This window comes from Buchananella sp. 103232 (assembly GCF_058725725.1).
In genome coordinates this window covers 28,154-48,085 of sequence record NZ_JBZXJM010000018.1, presented here as the reverse complement: position 1 = coordinate 48,085, position 19,932 = coordinate 28,154, and the positions used below count along the sequence as shown (strand labels likewise).

13 protein-coding genes are annotated in these 19,932 nt (G+C 68.5%); 11 read left to right on the top strand and 2 right to left on the bottom strand.

What is annotated here, in order from left to right:
• From AC4PWQ_RS03030 to AC4PWQ_RS03020, 3 genes are all read left to right on the top strand, one after another.
• A partial coding sequence (locus tag AC4PWQ_RS03030; protein ID WP_492089740.1) for a PD-(D/E)XK nuclease family protein occupies positions 1–407 on the top strand: 407 nt, incomplete at its 5' end.
• Positions 404–1,141 (top strand): UvrD-helicase domain-containing protein, encoded by a 738-nt coding sequence (locus tag AC4PWQ_RS03025; protein WP_492089739.1) that lies wholly within the window; start codon positions 404–406, stop codon positions 1,139–1,141. The genes AC4PWQ_RS03030 and AC4PWQ_RS03025, both read left to right, overlap by 4 nt.
• A complete protein-coding gene (locus AC4PWQ_RS03020) occupies positions 1,126–4,077 on the top strand; it encodes an ATP-dependent helicase (protein WP_492089738.1) in 2,952 nt (983 codons plus the stop codon). Before AC4PWQ_RS03025 ends, AC4PWQ_RS03020 begins: the two co-directional genes overlap by 16 nt.
• A 166-nt stretch (positions 4,078–4,243) precedes the next feature.
• On the opposite strand, the gene AC4PWQ_RS03015 is transcribed toward AC4PWQ_RS03020, so the two are convergent.
• A complete protein-coding gene (locus tag AC4PWQ_RS03015; protein ID WP_492089737.1) occupies positions 4,244–5,341 on the bottom strand; it encodes a phosphotransferase in 1,098 nt (365 codons plus the stop codon).
• A gap of 219 nt (positions 5,342–5,560) precedes the next feature.
• Here AC4PWQ_RS03015 and AC4PWQ_RS03010 point away from each other — a divergent pair, with 219 nt between their 5' ends.
• The 8 genes from AC4PWQ_RS03010 (at position 5,561) to AC4PWQ_RS02975 (ending at position 19,443) form a co-directional block, all read left to right on the top strand.
• The gene (locus AC4PWQ_RS03010) at positions 5,561–6,880 is read left to right on the top strand and encodes a TadA family conjugal transfer-associated ATPase (protein ID WP_371152587.1); all 1,320 of its coding nucleotides are present in this window, start codon (positions 5,561–5,563) and stop codon (positions 6,878–6,880) included.
• Positions 6,880–7,731 (top strand): type II secretion system F family protein, encoded by an 852-nt coding sequence (locus AC4PWQ_RS03005; protein ID WP_371164823.1) that lies wholly within the window; start codon positions 6,880–6,882, stop codon positions 7,729–7,731. The genes AC4PWQ_RS03010 and AC4PWQ_RS03005 overlap by 1 nt, the downstream gene beginning before the upstream one ends.
• Positions 7,728–8,666: a type II secretion system F family protein gene (locus AC4PWQ_RS03000; RefSeq protein WP_492089736.1), complete on the top strand. Its 939-nt coding sequence runs from the start codon at positions 7,728–7,730 to the stop codon at positions 8,664–8,666. The genes AC4PWQ_RS03005 and AC4PWQ_RS03000 overlap by 4 nt, the downstream gene beginning before the upstream one ends.
• A gap of 42 nt (positions 8,667–8,708) precedes the next feature.
• Positions 8,709–8,894, top strand: a complete 186-nt coding sequence (locus AC4PWQ_RS02995; protein ID WP_371164822.1) for a hypothetical protein — start codon at positions 8,709–8,711, stop codon at positions 8,892–8,894.
• A gap of 26 nt (positions 8,895–8,920) precedes the next feature.
• On the top strand, positions 8,921–9,316 hold the full coding sequence (locus tag AC4PWQ_RS02990; RefSeq protein ID WP_371173893.1) for a TadE/TadG family type IV pilus assembly protein: 396 nt from the start codon (positions 8,921–8,923) through the stop codon (positions 9,314–9,316).
• Positions 9,309–9,821 (top strand): hypothetical protein, encoded by a 513-nt coding sequence (locus AC4PWQ_RS02985; RefSeq protein ID WP_492089735.1) that lies wholly within the window; start codon positions 9,309–9,311, stop codon positions 9,819–9,821. The genes AC4PWQ_RS02990 and AC4PWQ_RS02985 overlap by 8 nt, the downstream gene beginning before the upstream one ends.
• An 83-nt stretch (positions 9,822–9,904) precedes the next feature.
• A complete protein-coding gene (locus tag AC4PWQ_RS02980; protein WP_492089734.1) occupies positions 9,905–10,321 on the top strand; it encodes a hypothetical protein in 417 nt (138 codons plus the stop codon).
• A 98-nt stretch (positions 10,322–10,419) separates the two neighbouring features.
• On the top strand, positions 10,420–19,443 hold the full coding sequence (locus AC4PWQ_RS02975; RefSeq protein ID WP_492089733.1) for a putative Ig domain-containing protein: 9,024 nt from the start codon (positions 10,420–10,422) through the stop codon (positions 19,441–19,443).
• Positions 19,444–19,549: 106 nt separating this feature from the next.
• Here the strand turns inward: AC4PWQ_RS02975 and AC4PWQ_RS02970 are convergent, their stop codons facing one another.
• Positions 19,550–19,879, bottom strand: a complete 330-nt coding sequence (locus AC4PWQ_RS02970) for a CBU_0592 family membrane protein (RefSeq protein WP_371152579.1) — start codon at positions 19,877–19,879, stop codon at positions 19,550–19,552.
• Positions 19,880–19,932 lie beyond the last annotated feature (53 nt).

Below are 19,932 nucleotides of genomic sequence, written 5' to 3'. Positions count from 1 at the left end.
TATTTACTGGTTACGGATTATCCAGCCCGATCTGGCGAACCTGGCCTACCGTGACAACGAGTCTCTTGGGACCCATAGACGTTTTTCGTGCGCCGCTTCAGCTGGCCGGTCACCCCCAGCTCGGTATCTACCAGTACCTGCTGGAGCGAGGCGAGCTGCGCGAGCGCGGCGTGGCAGGCGCCCAGACCGGCCGCCTGGTCAACCTGAAGAAGGTCACCCGGGGCGAGCCGCTGGTCCAGGAACAAGCCGAGCTGCGCGGGGGCCACGCCTGGGTGGAGGCCATCTTGGACCAAGCGGAGGCGATGCAGCGCGGCCAGTCCTTCGCCGCCCTGCCCGGTACGCATTGCAACTCCTGCCCGGTGCAGACCTCCTGCCCGGCCCAACGAAAGGGAAAGCGCACGCGATGAGCACTATCACGCCGGCGCAGATCGCCCAAGCCATCGACACCCACCCGCCCACCCCGGAGCAGGAGGCCGTCATCACCGCCCCCATGGGCAGCCCCCTGCTGGTGGTGGCCGGCGCCGGCTCTGGCAAGACGGAGACCATGGCCTTCCGGGTGCTCTACCTGCTCGCCAACGGGCTGGTGCGCCCCGAGCGGGTGCTGGGCCTGACCTTCACCAGGAAGGCCGCCGGGGAGCTGCGCGAGCGCATGACCAACCGGCTAGGCCAGCTGGTCCAAAGCGGCCTGCTCTCGGCGGAAGCCAAGGAGATGCTGGGACTGACGCCGAAGCTGGACCCCGGTGCCGCTGCTCCGCTCGACACGCTGGCCCCGACCGCTGGGGCCGCTGCGGCTGGCGCGCCCGCCGGCAAGCCACAAATGGCCCGCGTGGACGTGGCCACCTACGACTCCTTCGCGCAGCGGGTGGTGCGGGAATTCGGCCTCAGTCTGGGCATCCCGGGTGACTCGACGCTGGTGGCCAACGCCACCGAGATCGAACTCGCCTTCGAGATCGTCAACAACTGGCCGGAGGACATAGACGCCAACGCGCTGAGTAGCAGGGCGCTGGCGGTGGTGGCGCTCTCCAACGAGATCGACAGCAACGGTCTGAGCCTGGAGGAGGTGCGCGGGGCTACCAGGACCTCGAGGAAGACTTCGATGTCTCCAGCGAAAAGAAGAAGACCAAGGTGGCGGACATCTTGAAGGCGCGGCAGCTGATCGCCAGGCGCGATGCTCTGCTGGACCTCGTGGAGCAGTTCAGGCAAGCCAAGGCCAAGGCCGGGTTGGTCAGCTTCTCCCAGCTCTCCGCCGCCGCGCTGCGCATCGTGACCGAGCTGGAGCACGCCCGCGCCCAGATCAGCTCCCGGTACGACCTGGTGCTGTTGGACGAGTTCCAGGACACCTCCGCCACCCAGGTGCGCACCTTCGCCCAGCTCTTTGCCGGCAGGGGAGTGACCGCAGTGGGAGACCCGAACCAGGCCATCTACGGCTGGCGCGGGGCCTCCACCGGCACCCTGGAACAGTTCGTGGTCCAATTCGGCGTCGACCTCACCTTGGAGGACGGGCGCCCGCGCGGCGTGCGCACGCTCTCCACCGCCTGGCGAAACGGGCTGTCCATCCTGGCCGCCGCCAACCGGGTGGCCCAACCCCTCAACGACGCCGCCCAGTCCAATAACTCCGGTCAGAGTGACGATTCTGGTCAGCAGGGCGTCAAGGCGAGCGCCGCTGCCGCCGTGCGGTTGAGAGAGCTCACCCCCAGCCCTGCGGCGGAGCAAGGCGAGGTGCTGGTGGCCCGCGCCGGCCACGAGGACGACGAGCCGGCGCTGGTGGCGAGCCTCATCGCGAAGCACTGGAAGAAGGACCGCACCATGGCGGTGCTCTCCCGCGCCCGCGCGCCCCTGGGCCCCATCCGCGACGAGCTGGAAAAGCTAGGCATCCCCGCCCAGATCGCGGGCGAGGACGGGCTGATCAACACCCAGGACGTGGCCGACGTTCGGGCGGCCCTGCAGCTGGTGGCGGACCCGCTCCACGGGCCGGCCGCGGTGCGCCTGCTCAGCGCGGCCCGGCTCAGCGCCCAGGACATGGACGCCGTGCAGCAGATCGGGCGGGCGCTGGCCGAGGTCCAGGGCGGTGAGCCGCTGCCCGTCAGCCTGGCGGAGGCCATCGAGTACGTGCGCGCCCCGGGCGCGACCGGCGCGGTCGGCGCGGCTGACGCGGCTGACGCGGCCGGTGGGGCTGGTGCCCGCGCGCAGTCCGCTCTGGGCCGACTCAGCGACCAGGCCAGGGCCGTGGTCGCTGACCTGGGCGAGCGCCTAGCCAGGCTGCGGGAACTGACCCACCTGGCCTTGCCGGAGCTGGTGCGCGCCGCCTTCGGCGTGATGGGGCTGGAGACGGACATCGCGGCGCGACCCCAGCAGGCCCGCGAGCGCGCCCGGGGTATCCAACGCACCTTCATCGCCACGGCCCACGACTACTCGGTGGCCTCCCCGCGCACCAGCCTGGGTGGATTCCTCACCTGGTTGGAGCAGGTGGACCAGGCGGACTCCGGCCTTAGGATCGAGGCGCCCCCGGCCCAGCCCGGCGTGGTGCAGATCCTGACCATGCACGCCTCCAAGGGGCTCGAGTGGGACGTGGTGGCCGTCTGCGGCCTGGCCGCCGACCGCTTCCCCAAGGCCGAGTCGAAGTGCAAGATGGGACGCTGGACCAGCCAGGTCGACTGCCTGCCCTACCCCCTGCGGCCGGACAGCGACTACCTGCCCAAGCTGTCCCTCAGCCAGGGCATGGACGCTGACATCGCTGCAGGGCTCTTTGCCCAGTACACCGAGGAGGAGATCACCCAGGCGTGGGCCGAGGAGCGCCGCATCGCCTACGTGGCCTTCACCCGGGCCCGCCACCTGCTCATCCTGACCAGCTACGCGGCCGCCGGGGAGGGTAAGGGCTACGAACCCTCGCCGTTCCTGGCTGGGATCCTCCCCACCGAACTGGAGCGGCAGGCGCAAGGGGAGACGCTGCAAAACACCGACGTACCGACCGACTCGGGCAGCGGTGCGGAGGTGGGCCAGGGCATCGCCCGCGTGGCTGTGTGGGAGGACTCGGCCGGTTTCGCTGCCCGCTGCCGGCCCGTCCCCGCCAACCCAGAGCAGGGCTCCGGTGGCGCGCTGGCCCCGGACAGCGGGGCGGACTCTGGCGGCGGGTCGGGCTCCGATGGCGCGCCGGCCCCGGACAGCGGGGCGGGCGGGGCGGACGCCCCGGTGCTGGGGCCCGGCGACCCGCTCTGGCTGGGCCAGGCACTGCCTCACGACCTGGCCGGCCGGGTGCTGTGGCCGGATCACCTGTACGTAGACACTGAACTGGAGGCCAACCAGTTGCTGGCCCAGGCGGTGCGCCAAGCGCAGCGCGGTACCCGCCCGGCCCAGGTGCTGCGGGAGCTGGCCGACGATCCACACGTGGGCCCAGGCGCCCAGGACGTGGCCGTGCTCCTAGAGCAGGCCCGGGCGGGCGAGCGCACCACCGTGCGCTTGCCCGCCCGCCTGGCCGCCACCGCCACGGCCAGCCTTTTGGAGGACCCGCAGGCATTCGCGCGCCAACTGCGCCGGCCCCTGCCGCGCCCACCGCACACGGCGGCCAACGTTGGCACCGCCTTCCACCAGCGCATCGAGCAGGAACTGAAAAAGGCAAACCTGTTGGACCTGGACGACGCCCCACCGCCCGCAGCGCTAGACCAAGCCGCCCAGAAGCGAGTCGACGCCTGGCTGGAGTGGGCGATGGCACAGCCGATCGTGCAGGAAAACCAGGTGGTCTGCGTGGAAGAAGAAATCCAGCTTCCCGTGGGGCCAGTCCAGCTGGTCGGCCGCATCGACGCCGTGTTCAAGCACACCACCCCGGACGGGGAGCGCTACCTGGTGGTCGACTGGAAGACCGGGCGGGTGCCCAAGGACCCGCAGGACAGGTTGCGCAAGGCATACCAGCTGGCCGTCTACCGCGACGCCTACGCGGCGACCAACTCCCTGGACCCGCAGCAGGTGGAGGCCATCTTCGTGTACGTCTCGGCCCAGCAGTGCATCCGGCTCCAGGACCTCGCCCCGGGCGCCACCACCGAGCACCTGGCCAGCCAGATCAAGGAAAGCCTCTCTCGGTAGGAGCCAAGACTGCCCCTGTCATCACCCCTCACGTCGCCTGCACACACCGGCCCGGTAGGAGGCGGGGGCAGGCAACGTGATACGAGACCGCCCCGTGTCAGGAAGCCGCGCCGTCCGGGCGGGAACCGCCCGGCCACTCCTCGGAGCCGTCCCACTCCTGCCCGTCTCAGTCGGCGTCGTCCTGCCAATCCTCGGCGGGCAGGGCGGCAGCGTCGTCCCTACCGAAAATGATGCCGGTAAAGGTCGGTTCCTCATCGGCGGGGCCGGCGGCAACGTCGTCCACAAAATCCCCATCCAGCGCAGCACCCTCGGCAGAATCCTCGTCAGCCAGGAACGACATCTGGGCAGGCGCTACGGCAGGCGGGGGAGAGACCTCGTCGGCGAACTCCTGCAGCATGTCCTGAGCCTCTGCCATCAGGTCGCCGTCCCCGGAGTGCAGGCCCTGCATCAGCCAGCGCGCCAGCTCCAACTCGCTCAACAGGCCCGCGCGCTCAGCCAGGTTCGACGGCAGGCCGGTGGGCAGCCCGGAGGCGTAGGCCACCAAGAAGGCGTCCTCCACCGAATCGGCCACCCCGGCGGTAAACGGGCGCACGTCCTCAGCCGGGTCACCGATGTGCAGACCACCAAACTCGTCCAGGGCCACGATGCGCGAATCGACCTGCCTGAACGCGGCGGGGCTGAGCGCGCCATGCACCACGGACGGGCTGAACTGCCACAGGGCAACGTTCTCCAGGGCCTTCTCCCACCGCTCCAGCAGCACCGACGGGATCCGGCCGGTCTGCGCCGCAGCGTCGAGCTCGGCCAGGCGGCGCTCGCGCATCTGCAGGGAGGAATAGCTAGGCACATTCGAAGCCACCCACGCCGGGTCCAGCGCGTGAATCGCCGCCACGGCCCGGCCCAGCTTGCGAGCCCACTCCACCGTGCCCGCCTCGAACTCCTCCACGGTCTCGCCCGGGGTCTGCGAAAACACGGCGGTCAGCGTGTCGTAGCCGGTGTGAGTGCCCAGCAAAGACGGCACTGCATACGGCAAGGCCGTGGAGGGCAGCGAGGAAAACAGATCCACCTCGCTGCAGCGCCGGGCCAGGTCCGTCGCCCCCACCGAGGTCCAGGAGGTATAGACAGTCAGGTCGCCCCGGTCCGTCTCGATACCGGTGAACGAAACGTCCTCGTCGGAGTACTGAGGCTCCACGAGCGCGTGCACAACCAAACCGGGCACGGCCGCCACGGCGCGCGCCGCCACAGACATCAGCTTCAGGGCATCCACCCCTCCACCGTAAACGGCCCGGCAGCCGCGCCGCAGAACACGCGCCGAAACAGGGCAATCTTGGCAAGGAAAACGCGCCCCGAATACCGGTGAGTGGGCCGGCCAGGCCGAAATGCGGCGGCGATTCCCACAGAAACGTGCGCACGCGTTTCCCAAGCACCAAGGCGCGCACTATCTTGTTCTTTGGCTGTGAGTCCGTGCACATCGAGAGGGGGCCAGGTGGAGCCCACTGCCGTGCTGGAGACGCGACTGCGAGAGGAGATCCGCGCTCGCGGCATCGACCCGCTACACGAGCCGCGCGCCCTGGAGCGCCTGGTGGACGAGATCCTGGAGCAATACACCCAGGAGGTGGACCGAGGCGTGCGCCCGCCGCTGGCAGACATGGAGGCGATGGCCCGCCACCTCATCGACAGGACCGCCGGGCTCGGGCCCCTGCAGCGATTCCTGGACGACCCTGAGGTGGAGGAAGTCTGGCTCAACAGCCCCTCCAAAGTGTTCATCGCGCGCGGAGGCAGGTCAGAGCTCACCAATGTGGTGCTCACCGATACCGACGTGCGGGATCTGGTGGAGCGGATGCTGCGGGTCTCTGGGCGGCGCCTGGACCTCTCCAACCCCTTCGTGGACGCCACCCTGGCCGGGGGCGAGCGCCTCCACGTGGTCATCCCGCCGATCACGCAGAAGCACTGGTCCATCAACATCCGCAAGTACGTGGTCAAGGCGCGTCGCACCGCAGACCTGGTGCCGCTGGGCTCGCTCACGCCCGCCGCCGCGCGCTTCCTGGACGCCTGCGTGGTGGCCGGGCTCAACATCCTGGTCTCCGGGGCCACCCAGGCCGGCAAGACCACGATGGTGCGGGCCCTGGCCGGTGCCATCCCGCCCTCGGCGCGCGTCATCACGGTAGAGGAAGTCTTCGAGCTGGCCCTGGCCAACCGCGACGTGGTGGCCCTGCAATCTAGGCAGGCCAACTACGAGGGCGCCGGGGAGGTGGACCTGCGCCGTCTGGTGAAAGAGGCGCTGCGCATGCGCCCGGACCGCATCATCATCGGAGAGGTCCGCGAGGCGGAGTCATTCGACATGCTGATCGGCCTGAACGCCGGCGTACCAGGCGCCTGCACCATCCACGCCAACAGCGCCCGCGAGGCCATCACCAAGATGTGCACGCTGCCGCTCCTGGCGGGAGAGAACGTCTCAGCCGCCTTCGTGGTTCCCACCGTGGCCAGCGCGATCGACATCGTGGTTCACCTTGACCTCAACGCCAGCGGCAAGCGCGAGGTGCGGGAGATCGTGGGGGTGTCGGGCCGCACCGAGAACGGCGTGGTGGAGACGGCAGAACTATTCATCCGCCGCGACGGCGAGCTGGTGCGCGGCAACGGCTTCCCGCCGGCGCTGCACAAGTTCGAGCGCGCCGGCATAGACCCGGCCTTCCTGCTGGCCGATGCCGAGTCTCCCGACCTGTCCGGGGAACACGCCACCGCCCCCATCAACGTGGTATCCCCGGTGGTCTCCCGGCGCGAGCGCAGGGGGCAGGCTTGGGCGTAGTGATCGGCCTGCTGGGCGGAGTTGGCCTGCTGCTCATCTTCTGGTGGGTGGTGGAGCCGGAGCAGCCCAAGCGCACCAGCACCTCGGCGTTGGGGCGCAAGGTCCAAGACGTCATGATCCAGGCCGGGCTGCCGCAGGTACGGCTGGGGCACGCGGTGGCCCTGAGCGCGCTGGCCGGGCTGATCGGCCTGCTGGCCGGGTGGATCCTCACCGCCGCCCTGCCCATCGGCGTGGCCTTTGGGGCGCTGGCCAGCCTGCTGCCCGGCATCGTGATCAGCGGGCGGGCACGCAAGCGGCGCGAGGAGCTGCGCTCCCTGTGGCCGGACGTGGTTGACGACCTGCTCAGCTCGGTGCGCGCAGGAAACGGCCTGCCGGAGACGCTGCTGGAGCAGGCGGAGCGCGCCCCGTCGGTGCTGCGCCCCGCGTTCGCCCAGTACTCGGCGCACTACCGCGCCACCGGCAAGTTCGACGCCTCCCTGGACGTGCTCAAGGAGGCCGTGGCAGACCCGGTGGCTGACCGGATCGTGGAGGCCCTGCGCCTGGCCCGCTCGGTGGGTGGCGCGGACCTGGGCAACCTGTTGCGGGCGGTGGCGCAGATGCTGCGAGACGACATGCGCACGCGTGGCGAGCTGCAGGCGCGCCAGTCCTGGACCGTCAACGGCGCCCGCGTGGCCGCCGTGGCCCCCTGGGCGGTGCTGCTGTTGCTCTCCTCCCGCCCCGAGGCCACCGAGGCGTTTCGCACCTCGGAGGGCGCGATGGTGCTGCTGGGCGGGGCTGTTGCCACCGTGCTCGCCTACTTCCTGATGAACCGCCTGGGCCGCCTGCCGGAGGAAGAGCGGGTGCTGCGATGAGCCTGGCGGGTTTGAGCTGGCAGTGGTCCTGGCTGGGCGCCGGCCTGGGGGCGATGTTCGCGGTCGGGGTGGGGCTGCTGGGCCTGTTCTGGTCGTCGCGGCGCCCCACCCTGGAGCAGCGCGTGGCCCCGTACGTGGGCGGTCCCACCCGACCGGTGGTGGCCTCCGGGCCGTGGGGGAGCGCGGTGCGCGCGCTGGGTTCGCCGGTGCTGGATCGCAGCGCCAGCCTGATGGAGCACCTGGGCTCCACGCGCCAGTCCGTGAACGCGCGCCTGCGCCAGTTGGGTGGCAAGCGCAGCGTGGACCAGTTCCGTATCGAGCAGGTGATCTGGGCATCCGTTGCCCTGCTGGTGGGCACGCTCGTGGCCCTGGGCGCGGTGTTGTGGTCCGGGTTTTCGTGGGTGGCCGCAGCGATTGCGGTGGTGTTGGCCGGTATTGGTGGCGCGCTGGCCCGCGACGCCTGGCTCACCCGAGAGGCCAAGGCCCGCCTGGAGCAGATCGGCGCCGAGCTGCCCGACTTCGCCGAGCTGGTGGCCCTGGCCGTGGCTGCGGGCGAGTCGCTGCCGGGGGCCCTCAACCGGGTGGCGATGGTGGGCAGCGGCCCCCTGGCGGAGGAGTTGCGTGACGTGGTGAGTCAGGCCCGCGCGGGCGTGCCTCTGGCCACGACCATGCGCGAATTCTCTGACCGCATCAACCTGCCGTCCCTAACGAGGTTCATCGAGACGGCCCTGGTGGCGATGGAACGCGGCACCCCGCTGGCGGAGGTTTTACGGGCCCAGGCGCAGGACTCCCGCGAGGAATCAAGGCGAGCCTTAATGGAATCCGGTGGAAAGAGGGAAATCGCGATGATGGTCCCTGTTGTCTTCCTGATTTTGCCTGTTACGGTAATTTTTGTTCTGTTCCCGGGCCTATCGGTGATGAGCCTGGGGCTCTAGGAAGGATTCGCAATGCGTCATCTAGCTCGAGCACATATCGCCATGCGCAACCTGGTTGGTCGCGTCGCCAACTGGGCGTCGCAGGAGCGCGGGGACGTGCCAGGCTGGGTTCTCATCACGCTGATGACCGCCGGCCTGGTGGTGCTGATCTGGGCTGCGGCCGGCCCGAAGCTGGTGGCGCTGTTCCAGAACGCTGTCGACTCCGTCACCGGTCCCGCCGGGCCGTGACCAACGTGAGCCTGCGCGGCCTCCGAGTGGGGGGTAGCCGCAGGCGCGAGGAGGCGGACCGGGAGGCGGGTAACGCGCCGGCCGGTTTCGCGCTCGTGTCCGGGCTGGTGGTGGCGGCGATTTTGGCGCTGCTGCAGCTCGGCTTTGCCCTGCACGTTCGTAACCTGGCCACCGACGCCGCCGGCGAGGGGGCCAGGCGGGCGGCGCTTTTTGGCGCCTCCGAGGCCGACGGCGTGGCCCGCACGACCGACCTGCTGCAGCAGTCCGGGATCAACGGTCGGGTGACCCCGGGCGTTGGCAACTATGCCGGGCGGGACGTGGTGACGATGACCGTGACCACCTCGCTGCCGATCCTGGGGCCGTGGGGCCCCTCGGGGTCGCTGGTGGTAGTGGGCCGGGCGGTGAAGGAGATCGGTGACTAGCCAGCCGCGCGGCGTGTTTTTGGCGGATAAGGGGCCGGGCGGCCAGGCGAGGCGCCGCGGCCGGTGGGTCGACGTCGTCCGTACCCGCCTGCGTGAGGGCGGCGAGCGTGGCGAGGCGATCATCGAATTCATTGCGGTGACGATGGTGGTGGTCGCCCTCCTGGCCCAGTTGATCGTCGCACTGGCGCGCATGGAGGCCGCCGCCTTTGCTACGGAGGCCGCCGCCCGTGAGGTCACGCGCCTGGCGGTGGGCGGGGCCGACGCTGCCCAGGCGGTCGCCCCCTTTGCCGTCGAGCTCGCTTTTGCCGACCAGGGATTGGACCCGAGCCGCGCCGAACTGGCTCTGCGGTGCCTGGAGCGGTGCGGACAGCTGGGGGAGCGGGTGCAGGTGCAGGTGCGCTACCGGTTGGACCTGCCGGGTATCGGCGCCTTCCTGCCGCCGCGTGCCGACGTACCATTCGAGGCCACCTACGAGGTCACGCTCGGTGAGCTGGTGGCGCCGTGAGCCGTTGGATGTGCCGCCCCGACGCGGGTCGCGAGCACGGCGGACTGGGGTCTGCCGCGAGTGGTGAGCACGGTCGGATTGGGTTGCTGTCGGTCGCCCTGGCCGGCCTGGTGCTGGTGCTGGTGTTGGGGACGACGGTGCTCACCAACCTGCACCTGGAACGTAAGCGTCTGCTCACCCTGGCGGACCTGACCGCCGGGCATGCCGCCACCGTGGGAATCTGCCCAGATAGCCACACCATTCCCAGTGGGGCCAGCCCGCGCCTCTGCCTGGACCCCACCAAGGTGGAGGCTGCGGCCAAGAACTACCTGACCGTCAACGCCGCCGGGTATATGGGCGAACGGGCAGTGGAACTTGTAGATGTCCAAGTAGTGAACGATTCGGTTGTTGTGACTCTCCGAACGGAAGTTGGGTTGCGTTGGGTTGGGGGCGATTTATCCGCCCTACCCGCCAAAGTGACCATTTCGGTTCGGTCAGCCGCTGGATCGAGCGCAAAGTAGCAACTAGATTGGGCCCGCCGGCCCGCCGGCTTACATTCCTGCGACGAAGCACGGAGACGAAGTCGATGAAGACACTGTTATCCCGAACCTTGACGGCGGTGACAGCAACGGCAGCCATAGTGCTTGCCCCCGCAGTGACGGGCGCTGCTACCGCGTATGCCAATGGAACAGGTGGGCCAGCCCCCACCTTCTATGACACCTGCCGAGGCCCGGCACAGCTGAAGATTCCCGCGCAGGGCAGCTTCACAAAGGACAGCCAGGCGATCGCTGCCGGGCTGCACGACGTGGCCGAGGGCGTCACGGTGAACATTTCCGACGGCTCCCGCAACTGGTCCTTCACCAACGACGCCGGGGACTGCCCCAGTGCCGCGACGGTCACCCCGAGTGGCCTCGAGGAGCAGACCGGAACGATCCTCGACGGAATCAGTCGTCACGACTACTCCAGCCACGTCACCCCCGGCTCCGGAGGCAGTGACCGTGGTAATTCCGCTCACATGTTTGATGGGAGGGTCGCGACTTTCTGGCACACGCCCTATAGCGGCCTGACCGACCGTGACCGCCGCCTGCCGCACTGGATCACTGCGGACCTGGGAGCAGTAAAGCAGGTCGACTTCATCGAGGTCACGGCCCGTCAAACTACGGTTGGCCACCCCAAGCAGGTGACGATCTTTTCTTCCGACGACGGGCAACAGTTCGAGGCAATTGCCGATGCGGTGCTGCCCGACGGAAGCCGTACGGAGCAGAAAGTAGCCACAATCGAGATTCCGCAAACAAACACGCGGTACCTCGGAATGGTGGTGCACAGCACGTACTCAAACAGGAACCACGTGAACGTTGCGGAGATGCGTTTCGGAGCCAAGGTCACCACTACCGTGACTCCGGGTATTCCGAAGTTCAGCAACCTGGCCGGCAGCAATTCTGTCCACATTCCCAACACTCCCGGCGTCGTATACAGCATCGGCAGCGAGGTGAAGGCACCCGGCCTGCACACTGTCACCGGTAACCCTGTCGTCACCGCAGCGGCCAAGCCCAACCGTCAGCTGGCTGCTGGAGCACCGGCCAGCTGGACTCCTCAGTTCACCAATGCAACTACCTGCACGGTGGGCCAGACCCAGCAGGGAACCGGAGCCAAGCTCAACCTGAGCGCGACCGTGCGGGACTGGGACACCGAGTCCTTCGGTGGTCGCGGTGGCGAGACCGACTCCAAGGCCATCTACGCCCTGGACGGTAACTACAACACCCTGTGGCACACCCCGTGGAGCAGAGACGGTGGTGTCACGAGCGCCGAAATGAACATGCCCCACGCCCTGGAGATAGACCTGGGCGAGGGACACGAGGCCGTTCGCGCGATTAACTACGTTCACCGCGGAGTCCAGCCCGCCAACCGAGATGGCTACAACGGCCAGATGAAGACCGTGGAGCTGCTGTCCTCCACTGACGGACAGAACTTCAACTCCATCGCCTGCTACTCGGTGCCGGACGTGCGCAACGTGGCACACCCCGCCAAGGTGATGCTGAACCTGCCGCAGAACCTCACCGACCGTTACCTGCGTCTGCACATCACCGAGGCGTGGGTGGGAAGCACCGCCCCCGCCACCGGAACCAACTACGTCACCATCAACGAGCTGGAGTTCTTTGGCGAGAACCAGGCACCTGCAATCGTTGCCGACGGCGTCTCTGTGGGCGCCGGCGGTGACGTGAACATCCCTGTGACCGTCACTGACCCCGAACAGCACACTGTCACGGTGACCCTGCAGGGTGCCCCGGAGGGTCTGCAGTACGCCGACGGTGCCATCACCGGTCGCGCACCGGTGGAAGCGCGCGCTTACACGTTCACCATCGTGGCGCGCGACCAGCACGGCAAGGAGACCACCAAGCAGATCACGCTCACGGTCACCGCTAACCGCGCCCCGACCGTGACGCTCGCCCCCACCTCCGTGACCGGTCAAGTAGGCGAGGAAGTATCCGTGACCGTCACCACCGCCGACGAGGACGGGCACACCGTCACCGTCGAGCTGGAGGGCGCGCCCACCTGGCTGACTTACTCGGACACCACCAAGAAGATCACCGGTACCGCAGAGGCCGGCACCCACACCGTGCGGGTGAAGGCCACCGACGCCCTGGGCACCTCCACCACCGTTGACCTGCCCGTCACCATCACCCCGCCCCCGACCCCGGTGGCACCGGTGGCCCCCGTCTTCGCCGACCTGGCCGGTGCGGGCGGCAAGGTGACCATCCCGGCCGTCGAGGGCCTGCAGTACAAGATCGGCGGGAGCAACGTCCAGGCCGGTGAGAACACCGTCCAGGACGGGGAGGCCGTGGTCACCGTGGAAGCCAAGCAGGGCTTCGTGCTCTCGCCCGGCACCGCCCAGTGGAGCCACACCTTCGTCAGCACCGCCTGCGTGGCCGGTAGCATTAACGGCGGCCGCGGCGAGGCCTACACCTCTGGCACCGTGGTCGCATTCGACACCGAGTCCATCAACGGCATCGGCGGCGAGCAACGTGGAAACGCCAGCAACGTGGTGGACGGCGACCCTGCCACCTACTGGCACACCCCCTGGAAGGCGCACAACAGCCTGCCGGCCTCCGCCAGGCAGTTCCCGCACTTCGTGACCGTGGACCTGGGCCAGGCCCGCAACCTGGGTGCCGTGGAGCTGACCCACCGGGTGAAGGACTCCAACGCCACGATCGGTTACGCCGGCCAGCCCAAGCAGGTCGAGCTGCTTACCTCCACCGACGGTGCCGTGTTCTCCAGCGCCGGCTGCTTTACGCTGCCGGACGTCAAGACCTCCGATAACCCGGTGGTCACGATGACCCTGGCCAACGCGGTGAACGCCAAGTACGTCCGCGTGCAGGTCTCCAGCGCCCACGCCTCTGACTCCTACACGCTCATCAACGAGCTGAAGTTCTTTGGCCCCAACCGCGCCCCGGAGCTCACGGTGGACGGCACCTCCGTGCGTGCCGGTGGCGACGTGAACATCCCGGTGGTCACCAGCGACCCCGAGCAGCACACCGTCACCGTGACCCTGCAGGACGCCCCGCAGGGCCTGCAGTACGCCAACGGCGCCATCACCGGTAAGGCCCCGCTCGAGGCCCGCGAGTACCCCTTCACCGTGGTCGCGCGCGACCAGCACGGCAAGGAGACCTCCAAGCAGATCACCCTGACCGTCACCCCGAACGCTGCGCCGACTCTGTCTTTGGCTGTGGAGTCTGTGACTGTGGTTGAGGGGCAGCCGGTGTCTGTGTTGGCCACGGTTGGTGACACTGATGGTGATGAGGTGACCTTGTCGCTGGAGGACAACCCGACGTGGTTGAGGCTGAACGACAAGACCGTTACTGGTACGCCTACTGCGGCTTTGTCTTCCCCGGTTGTGGTCAAGGTCAAGGCCTCTGATGGCCGTGGCGGCGAGGCGGTCAAGACGCTGACGATCACGGTCAACGCAAACCGGGCTCCGGTTGTTGCGGCGGAGAGTGCTTCGGTTCGTTTTGGTTCCGAGGTTAACGTTCCGGTTCAGGTGACCGATGCTGATGGCCACACCTTCGAGGTGGTTGTTGAGGGGCTGCCGGCTGGTTTGACCTACGGGGCGAACAAGATTTCTGGTACGGCTCCGGCTAATGCTGGTCAGCACGAGGTGACCATTCGGGCTACCGACCAGTACGGCAAGGTGGGCACCAAGCAGATCACGCTGACCGTGGTCGGCAACGCCGCCCCGACCGTGACGCTGACCCCGGCCGAGGTCGAGGTCTTCCAGGGCGGCGCGGTGCAGGTTCGCGCTGTTGCAGCCGACACCGATGGCACTGTTGCCGCTGGCGCGCAGCTGGCTGACGGTTCCCCCGACTGGCTGAGCATCGCAGGTGAGCAGATCACTGGTACGGTCCCGGCCGAGACCCAGGCCGGCCCGATCCAGGTCACGGTGAAGGCCGTTGACAACGACGGCGCTACCGGCACCGCCACCCTGACCATCACGGTCAAGGAGAACCACGCCCCGGTGATCGAGGCCGCTGACCTCTCCGCCCGCCAGGGCGCAGCCGTGAACATCCCGGTCGTCGTTACCGACCAGGACCAGCACAACGTGACCGTCACCCTGGTGGGGGCACCCTCCGGCTTCGAGTACGCCGACCGTGCCATCACCGGTACCGTCCCGGCCGGTCAGCCCACCGTCCAGTTCACGATCCGTGCCGAGGACGAGCTGGGCAAGGTGACCACCAAGGAGCTCACCATCACGGTGGTTGCCAACGTCAACCCGACCGTGACCCTTGCCCCGGCCGCAGTGGATGCGTTCCAGGGTGCGGTGGTTGAGTCCACTATCACCTCCGCTGACAGCGACGGCAACGTGGTGGGCGACCCGGTGCTTCTCACCGGTGCCCCCAACTGGCTGAGCATCGCTGGTGGCAAGGTCACCGGTACTGTTCCGGCCGACCAGGCCGCCGGCCCGGTCACCGTGACCGTCCAGGTCACCGACAACGACGGCGCCACCGGCACCGCAGAGCTGACCATCACGGTCAAGGAGAACCACGCCCCGGTGATCGAGGCACAGGACGCCTCGGCCCGCCTGGGCGGACAGCTCGACATCCCGGTGACCGTCACCGACGCGGACTCCCACACGTTCGACGTGACCGTGACCGGTGCTGAGGGCCTGACCTGGGCAAACAACGCCGTGACCGGCCCTGTGCCGGCCGAGGCGCGCGCCTACCAGCTCACCATCACGGCGCGTGACGAGCTGGGCAAGGTGACCACCAAGCTGATCACCCTCACCGTCGCCGCCAACGCGAACCCGACCGTGACTGTCACCCCGAGCACCCTGGAGGTATTCCAGGGCGCCAAGGTGGAGGCGACCATCGCCGCCAACGACACCGACGGTCAGATCGACGGCGAGCCCATGCTGGTCGAGGGCGCGCCCACCTGGTTGAACATCGATGGTGACAAGGTCACCGGTACCGTCCCGGCTGGCGAGCCCGCAGGTCAGGTGGAGGTGACCGTCCAGGTCACCGACAACGACGGCGGCATTGGTACGGCCGTCCTGACCATCACGGTCAAGGAGAACCACGCCCCGTCCTTCGGGCAGCTCACCGGCCTGAACCCGATCCGCGAGGGCGACTCGCTGGACGTCACGGTCCCGGTCCTGGACGTTGACAACCACACCGTGAAGGTCACCCTCAAGACGGGCGCGCCGGACTGGTTGAGCATCAACGAGCAGGGCCACCTGGTCGGCACCGCCCCCGTCGGCAGCGCCGGCACCATCCCGGTCTCCCTCATCGCCACCGACGAGCTCGGCCTGGCCGCAGAGAAGCAGATCAACGTCGAGGTCCGCGCCAACGCTGCGCCGACTCTGTCTTTGGCTGTGGAGTCTGTGACTGTGGTTGAGGGGCAGCCGGTGTCTGTGTTGGCCACGGTTGGTGACACTGATGGTGATGAGGTGACCTTGTCGCTGGAGGACAACCCGACGTGGTTGAGCCTGAACGACAAGACCGTTACTGGTACGCCTACTGCGGCTTTGTCTTCCCCGGTTGTGGTCAAGGTCAAGGCCTCTGATGGCCGTGGCGGCGAGGCGGTCAAGACGCTGACGATCACGGTCAACGCAAACCGGGCTCCGGTTGTTGAGGCTGCGAGTGCTTCGGTTCGTTTTGGTTCCGAGGTTAACGTTCCGGTTCAGGTGACCGATGCTGATGGCCACACCTTCGATGTGGTTGTTGAGGGGCTGCCGGCTGGTTTGACCTACGGGGCGAACAAGATTTCTGGTACGGCTCCGGCTAATGCTGGTCAGCACGAGGTGACCATTCGGGCTACCGACCAGTACGGCAAGGTGGGCACCAAGCAGATCACGCTGACCGTGGTCGGCAACGCCGCCCCGACCGTGACGCTTGCTCCGGCTGCGGTGGATGCGTTCCAGGGTGCGGTGGTTGAGTCCACCATCACCTCGGCTGACAGCGACGGCAACGTGGTGGGCGACCCGGTGCTTCTCACCGGTGCCCCCAACTGGCTGAGCATCGCTGGTGGCAAGGTCACCGGTACTGTTCCGGCTGACCAGGCCGCCGGCCCGGTCACCGTGACCGTCCAGGTCACCGACAACGACGGCGCCACCGGCACCGCGACCCTGACCATCACGGTCAAGGAGAACCACGCCCCGACCGTCACGCTGGAGCCCACCGCGGTCAACGCCAACGTGGGTGCGCAGGTCTCCGTCACCGTCACCACCGGTGACGAGGACGGCCACGCCGTCACCGTCGAGCTGCAGGACGCGCCGTCCTGGCTGACCTACTCGGCCGCTACCAAGAAGATCACCGGTACGGCAGTGCTCGGCACCCACACGGTGCGCGTGAAGGCCACCGACGCGCTGGGCAAGGTCACCACCGTTGACCTGCCCGTCACCATCACCACCGCATCCGTGCCCGCCACCGCCCAGGCCCCCGTGTTCGTGGACCTGGCCGGTGAGGGCGGCAAGGTGATCATCCCGGCCGTCGAGGGCGTCCAGTACAAGATCGGCGGCCAGAACGTGGAGGCCGGCGAAAACACTGTGGCCGACGGCAACGTCGTTGTCACCGTGGTCGCCAAGGACGGCTTCACCCTGGCCGAAGGTACCAGCGAGTGGACCTACGCCTTCGTCGGCACCGCCTGCGTGGCAGGTGGCGTCAACGGCGGTCGCGGCGAGCTCTACACCTCCGGCAGCGTGGTGGACTTCGACACGCAGTCCATCAACGGCATCGGCGGTGAGAGCGCCGGCTACGCCCGCCACGTGGTGGACGGCAACACCGCCACCTTCTGGCACACGCCGTGGCGTGCACACAACACGCTGCCGGCCTCCAGCCTGCGCTTCCCGCACCACGTCACGATCGACCTCGGCCAGGCCCGTAACCTGGGCGCAGTTGAGCTGACGCACCGCGTCAAGACCGACGAGGCGCGCGTGGGTTACGCCGGCCAGCCGAAGAACGTGGAGCTGCTGACCTCCGTGGACGGGGCCGCCTTCACCAGCGCCGGCTGCTTCACGCTGCCGGACGTCAAGACCTCCGACAACCCGGTGGTCACGATGACCCTGCCCAACGCGGTCAACGCCAAGTTCGTGCGCGTCCAGATCACTGGCGCCCACTACTCCAGCGGCTTCACCCTGATCAACGAGCTGAAGTTCTTTGGCCCCAACCGGGCCCCGGTCTTCGGCGACATCGCTGCCGAGGTGAACGCCACCGTTGGCGGCGCCGTTGACCTGGCCCTGCCCGTCACCGACGCGGACAACGACACCGTGACGCTGACCCTGGCTGAGGGCGCTCCCGCCTGGCTGCGCATCAACGAGGGCAAGCTGACCGGTACCGCCCCGGCGGACGCCGTCGGTGACCACGCGGTGACAATCACCGCCACGGACGCCCACGGCGCCACCGCCACGAAGCAGGTGACGGTGAAGGTGGCCCAGGCCCCCAACACCGCCCCGACCGTGACGCTCTCCACCAACACCGTGAACGTCATGGACGCGCACAAGGTGCCGGACGTCACCGTCACCACGGCCGACCCCGACCAGGGCGACCAGGTGACGCTGACGCTGGAGAACGCCCCGGCATGGCTGAAGCTGACCGGCAACAAGATCTCGGGTGACGTGCCCGCCGGCACGAACGGCAACTTCGTTGTCACCGTCAAGGGCACCGACAAGGCCGGCGCCACGGGTACCGCCACCCTCACGGTGCGCGTGACCCTGGAGCCGAACACGCCGCCCACGATCAGCGTCAACCCGGCCAAGGTTGAGATTCGCGAGAAGGGCAAGGTGGAGGTGGCTATCACGGCCGCAGACGCCGACGCCCGCGACACCGTCACCCTCAGCATGCAGGGCGCTCCGGCGTGGCTGAAGCTGCAGGGCACCAAGCTGGTCGGCACGGCCCCGGCGGGCGGCGGCAACCACACTGTCACCGTCAAGGCCACCGACACTCGCGGCGCACACGCCACCGCCCAGGTGCAGATCAGCGTGGACGCCAACGACGCCCCGGTCCTCACCGTGACGCCGGCCTCGGCCACGGTCATTGAGGGCAAGGACGTCTCCTTTACCGTCTCCGCCACCGACGCTGAGAACGACGCCGTCACCTTCGCCCTGCAGGGTGCGCCTTCCTGGCTGTCCCTGAAGGACGGCAAGGTGAGCGGCACCGCTCCGGAGCTGAGCGCCGGTGAGCTGCGCTTCACCGTCGTGGCCACCGACGCCCTGGGGGCTCGCACCACCAAGGACGTCAACCTGACCGTGAAGGAAGCCAAGAAGCTGGACCGCTACTCCGGCGCTGACCGTGTCGCCACCTCCGTGGACGTGTGGCAGCGCGGCGGCTTCACCTCCAAGACCGTGCTGCTGGCCAACGCGACCAACTTCGCTGACGCCGTGGCCGCCGGTCCGCTGGCTGGTGCGCTGAAGGCCCCGGTTGTCCTCACGGGCGGCAAGGTGCTCGAGCCCAAGACGGTTCAGGCGCTGAAGGCGGCCAGCATCACCAAGGTGATCCTGGTTGGTGGCGAGAACTCGGTCTCCGCTCAGGTGGAGCGCTCCCTGCGCAACCAGGGCATCGCGGTGCAGCGCCTGGGTGGAACCAGCCGCTTCGCCACCGCGATCAGCCTGGCGACCGAGGTGGGCAAGCTGACCGCCACCCGTTCCGTCATGGTGGTGGACGGCACCAACTTCGCCGACGGTCTGACCGCCGGCGCGGTGGCCCCGCAGGCCGGTGCCGTGGTGGTCTACTCCAACGGCAAGAACATGCCGGGCGAGACCCGCGTGTTCCTCCAGCGGATGCAGGACAAGGAGATCTACGGTGTGGGTGGCGCTGCGGTCACCGCGCTGAACTCCTCCGGTTGGACCACCGGTGTCAGCGCGACCGCCGTGACGGGCGCGGACCGCTACGCCACCGCCCTGGCCGTGGCCAAGACGTTCGCCCCGAACACCCGCGAGTTCGTGGTTGCTAGCGGTGCGAGCTTCGCCGACGCCCTGCCCGCCGGGGCCCTGGCGGCTCACCGTGGTGGCGTGCTGCTGCTGACCAGCTCGAGCCTGATACCGCCGGCCATGGAGCAGTACCTGCGCAAGCAGGACATGCGCCGCGTGGCCATCGTGGGCGGCACCTCGTCGGTGTCGGTCGCGGTGGAGCGCACCCTGCGCGCCCTGCTCGGCTAGGGGCGCAAGGCGCTAAACCCGGGGGCTCGGTTCGTCTAGGCGAACCGGGCCCCCGGGCCTTTTGCTGCCGGGAGTTAGTTGTTTGTGGGAGTGAGTTGTTTGTGGGCTAGGCGCGGGCGCCGGAGTCCTGGGGGAGCGCGGCGGCGGTGACCTTGCGGGTGGCGCGGGCGAGCTTGGCGCGCAGGTAGGCGCGCTTGGTGGTGAACACCAGGTGGAGCCCGATGCCGATGAAGACGGCGTTGGCGACCATGGAGGGCCAGGCGCCGGTGACGGTGCAGGCGGCGGCCAGCAGGAAGGCCCCGGAGATGTTGAGGGCGTGGTAGCGCAGCGAGTCCGGCGCGATCCGCTTGGAGGCGACCAGGAAGTAGGCGCCCATGGTGGCGGCTGCTCCCACCCAGCCCAGGGCGGCGATCACGGAGGTGACTGCTTGGCTCATGGCGGCACCTTGCCCCCACCCCGGCAGTTAGTGCAAGTTAACAACTATACATT

Coding starts and splice junctions, on each gene's coding strand:
- AC4PWQ_RS03000 (WP_492089736.1), top strand. CDS start 7,728: ATGAGCCTGGCGGGTTTGAGCTGGCAGTGGTCCTGGCTGGGCGCCGGC.
- AC4PWQ_RS03025 (WP_492089739.1), top strand. CDS start 404: ATGAGCACTATCACGCCGGCGCAGATCGCCCAAGCCATCGACACCCAC.
- AC4PWQ_RS02995 (WP_371164822.1), top strand. CDS start 8,709: ATGCGCAACCTGGTTGGTCGCGTCGCCAACTGGGCGTCGCAGGAGCGC.
- AC4PWQ_RS02970 (WP_371152579.1), bottom strand. CDS start 19,879: ATGAGCCAAGCAGTCACCTCCGTGATCGCCGCCCTGGGCTGGGTGGGA.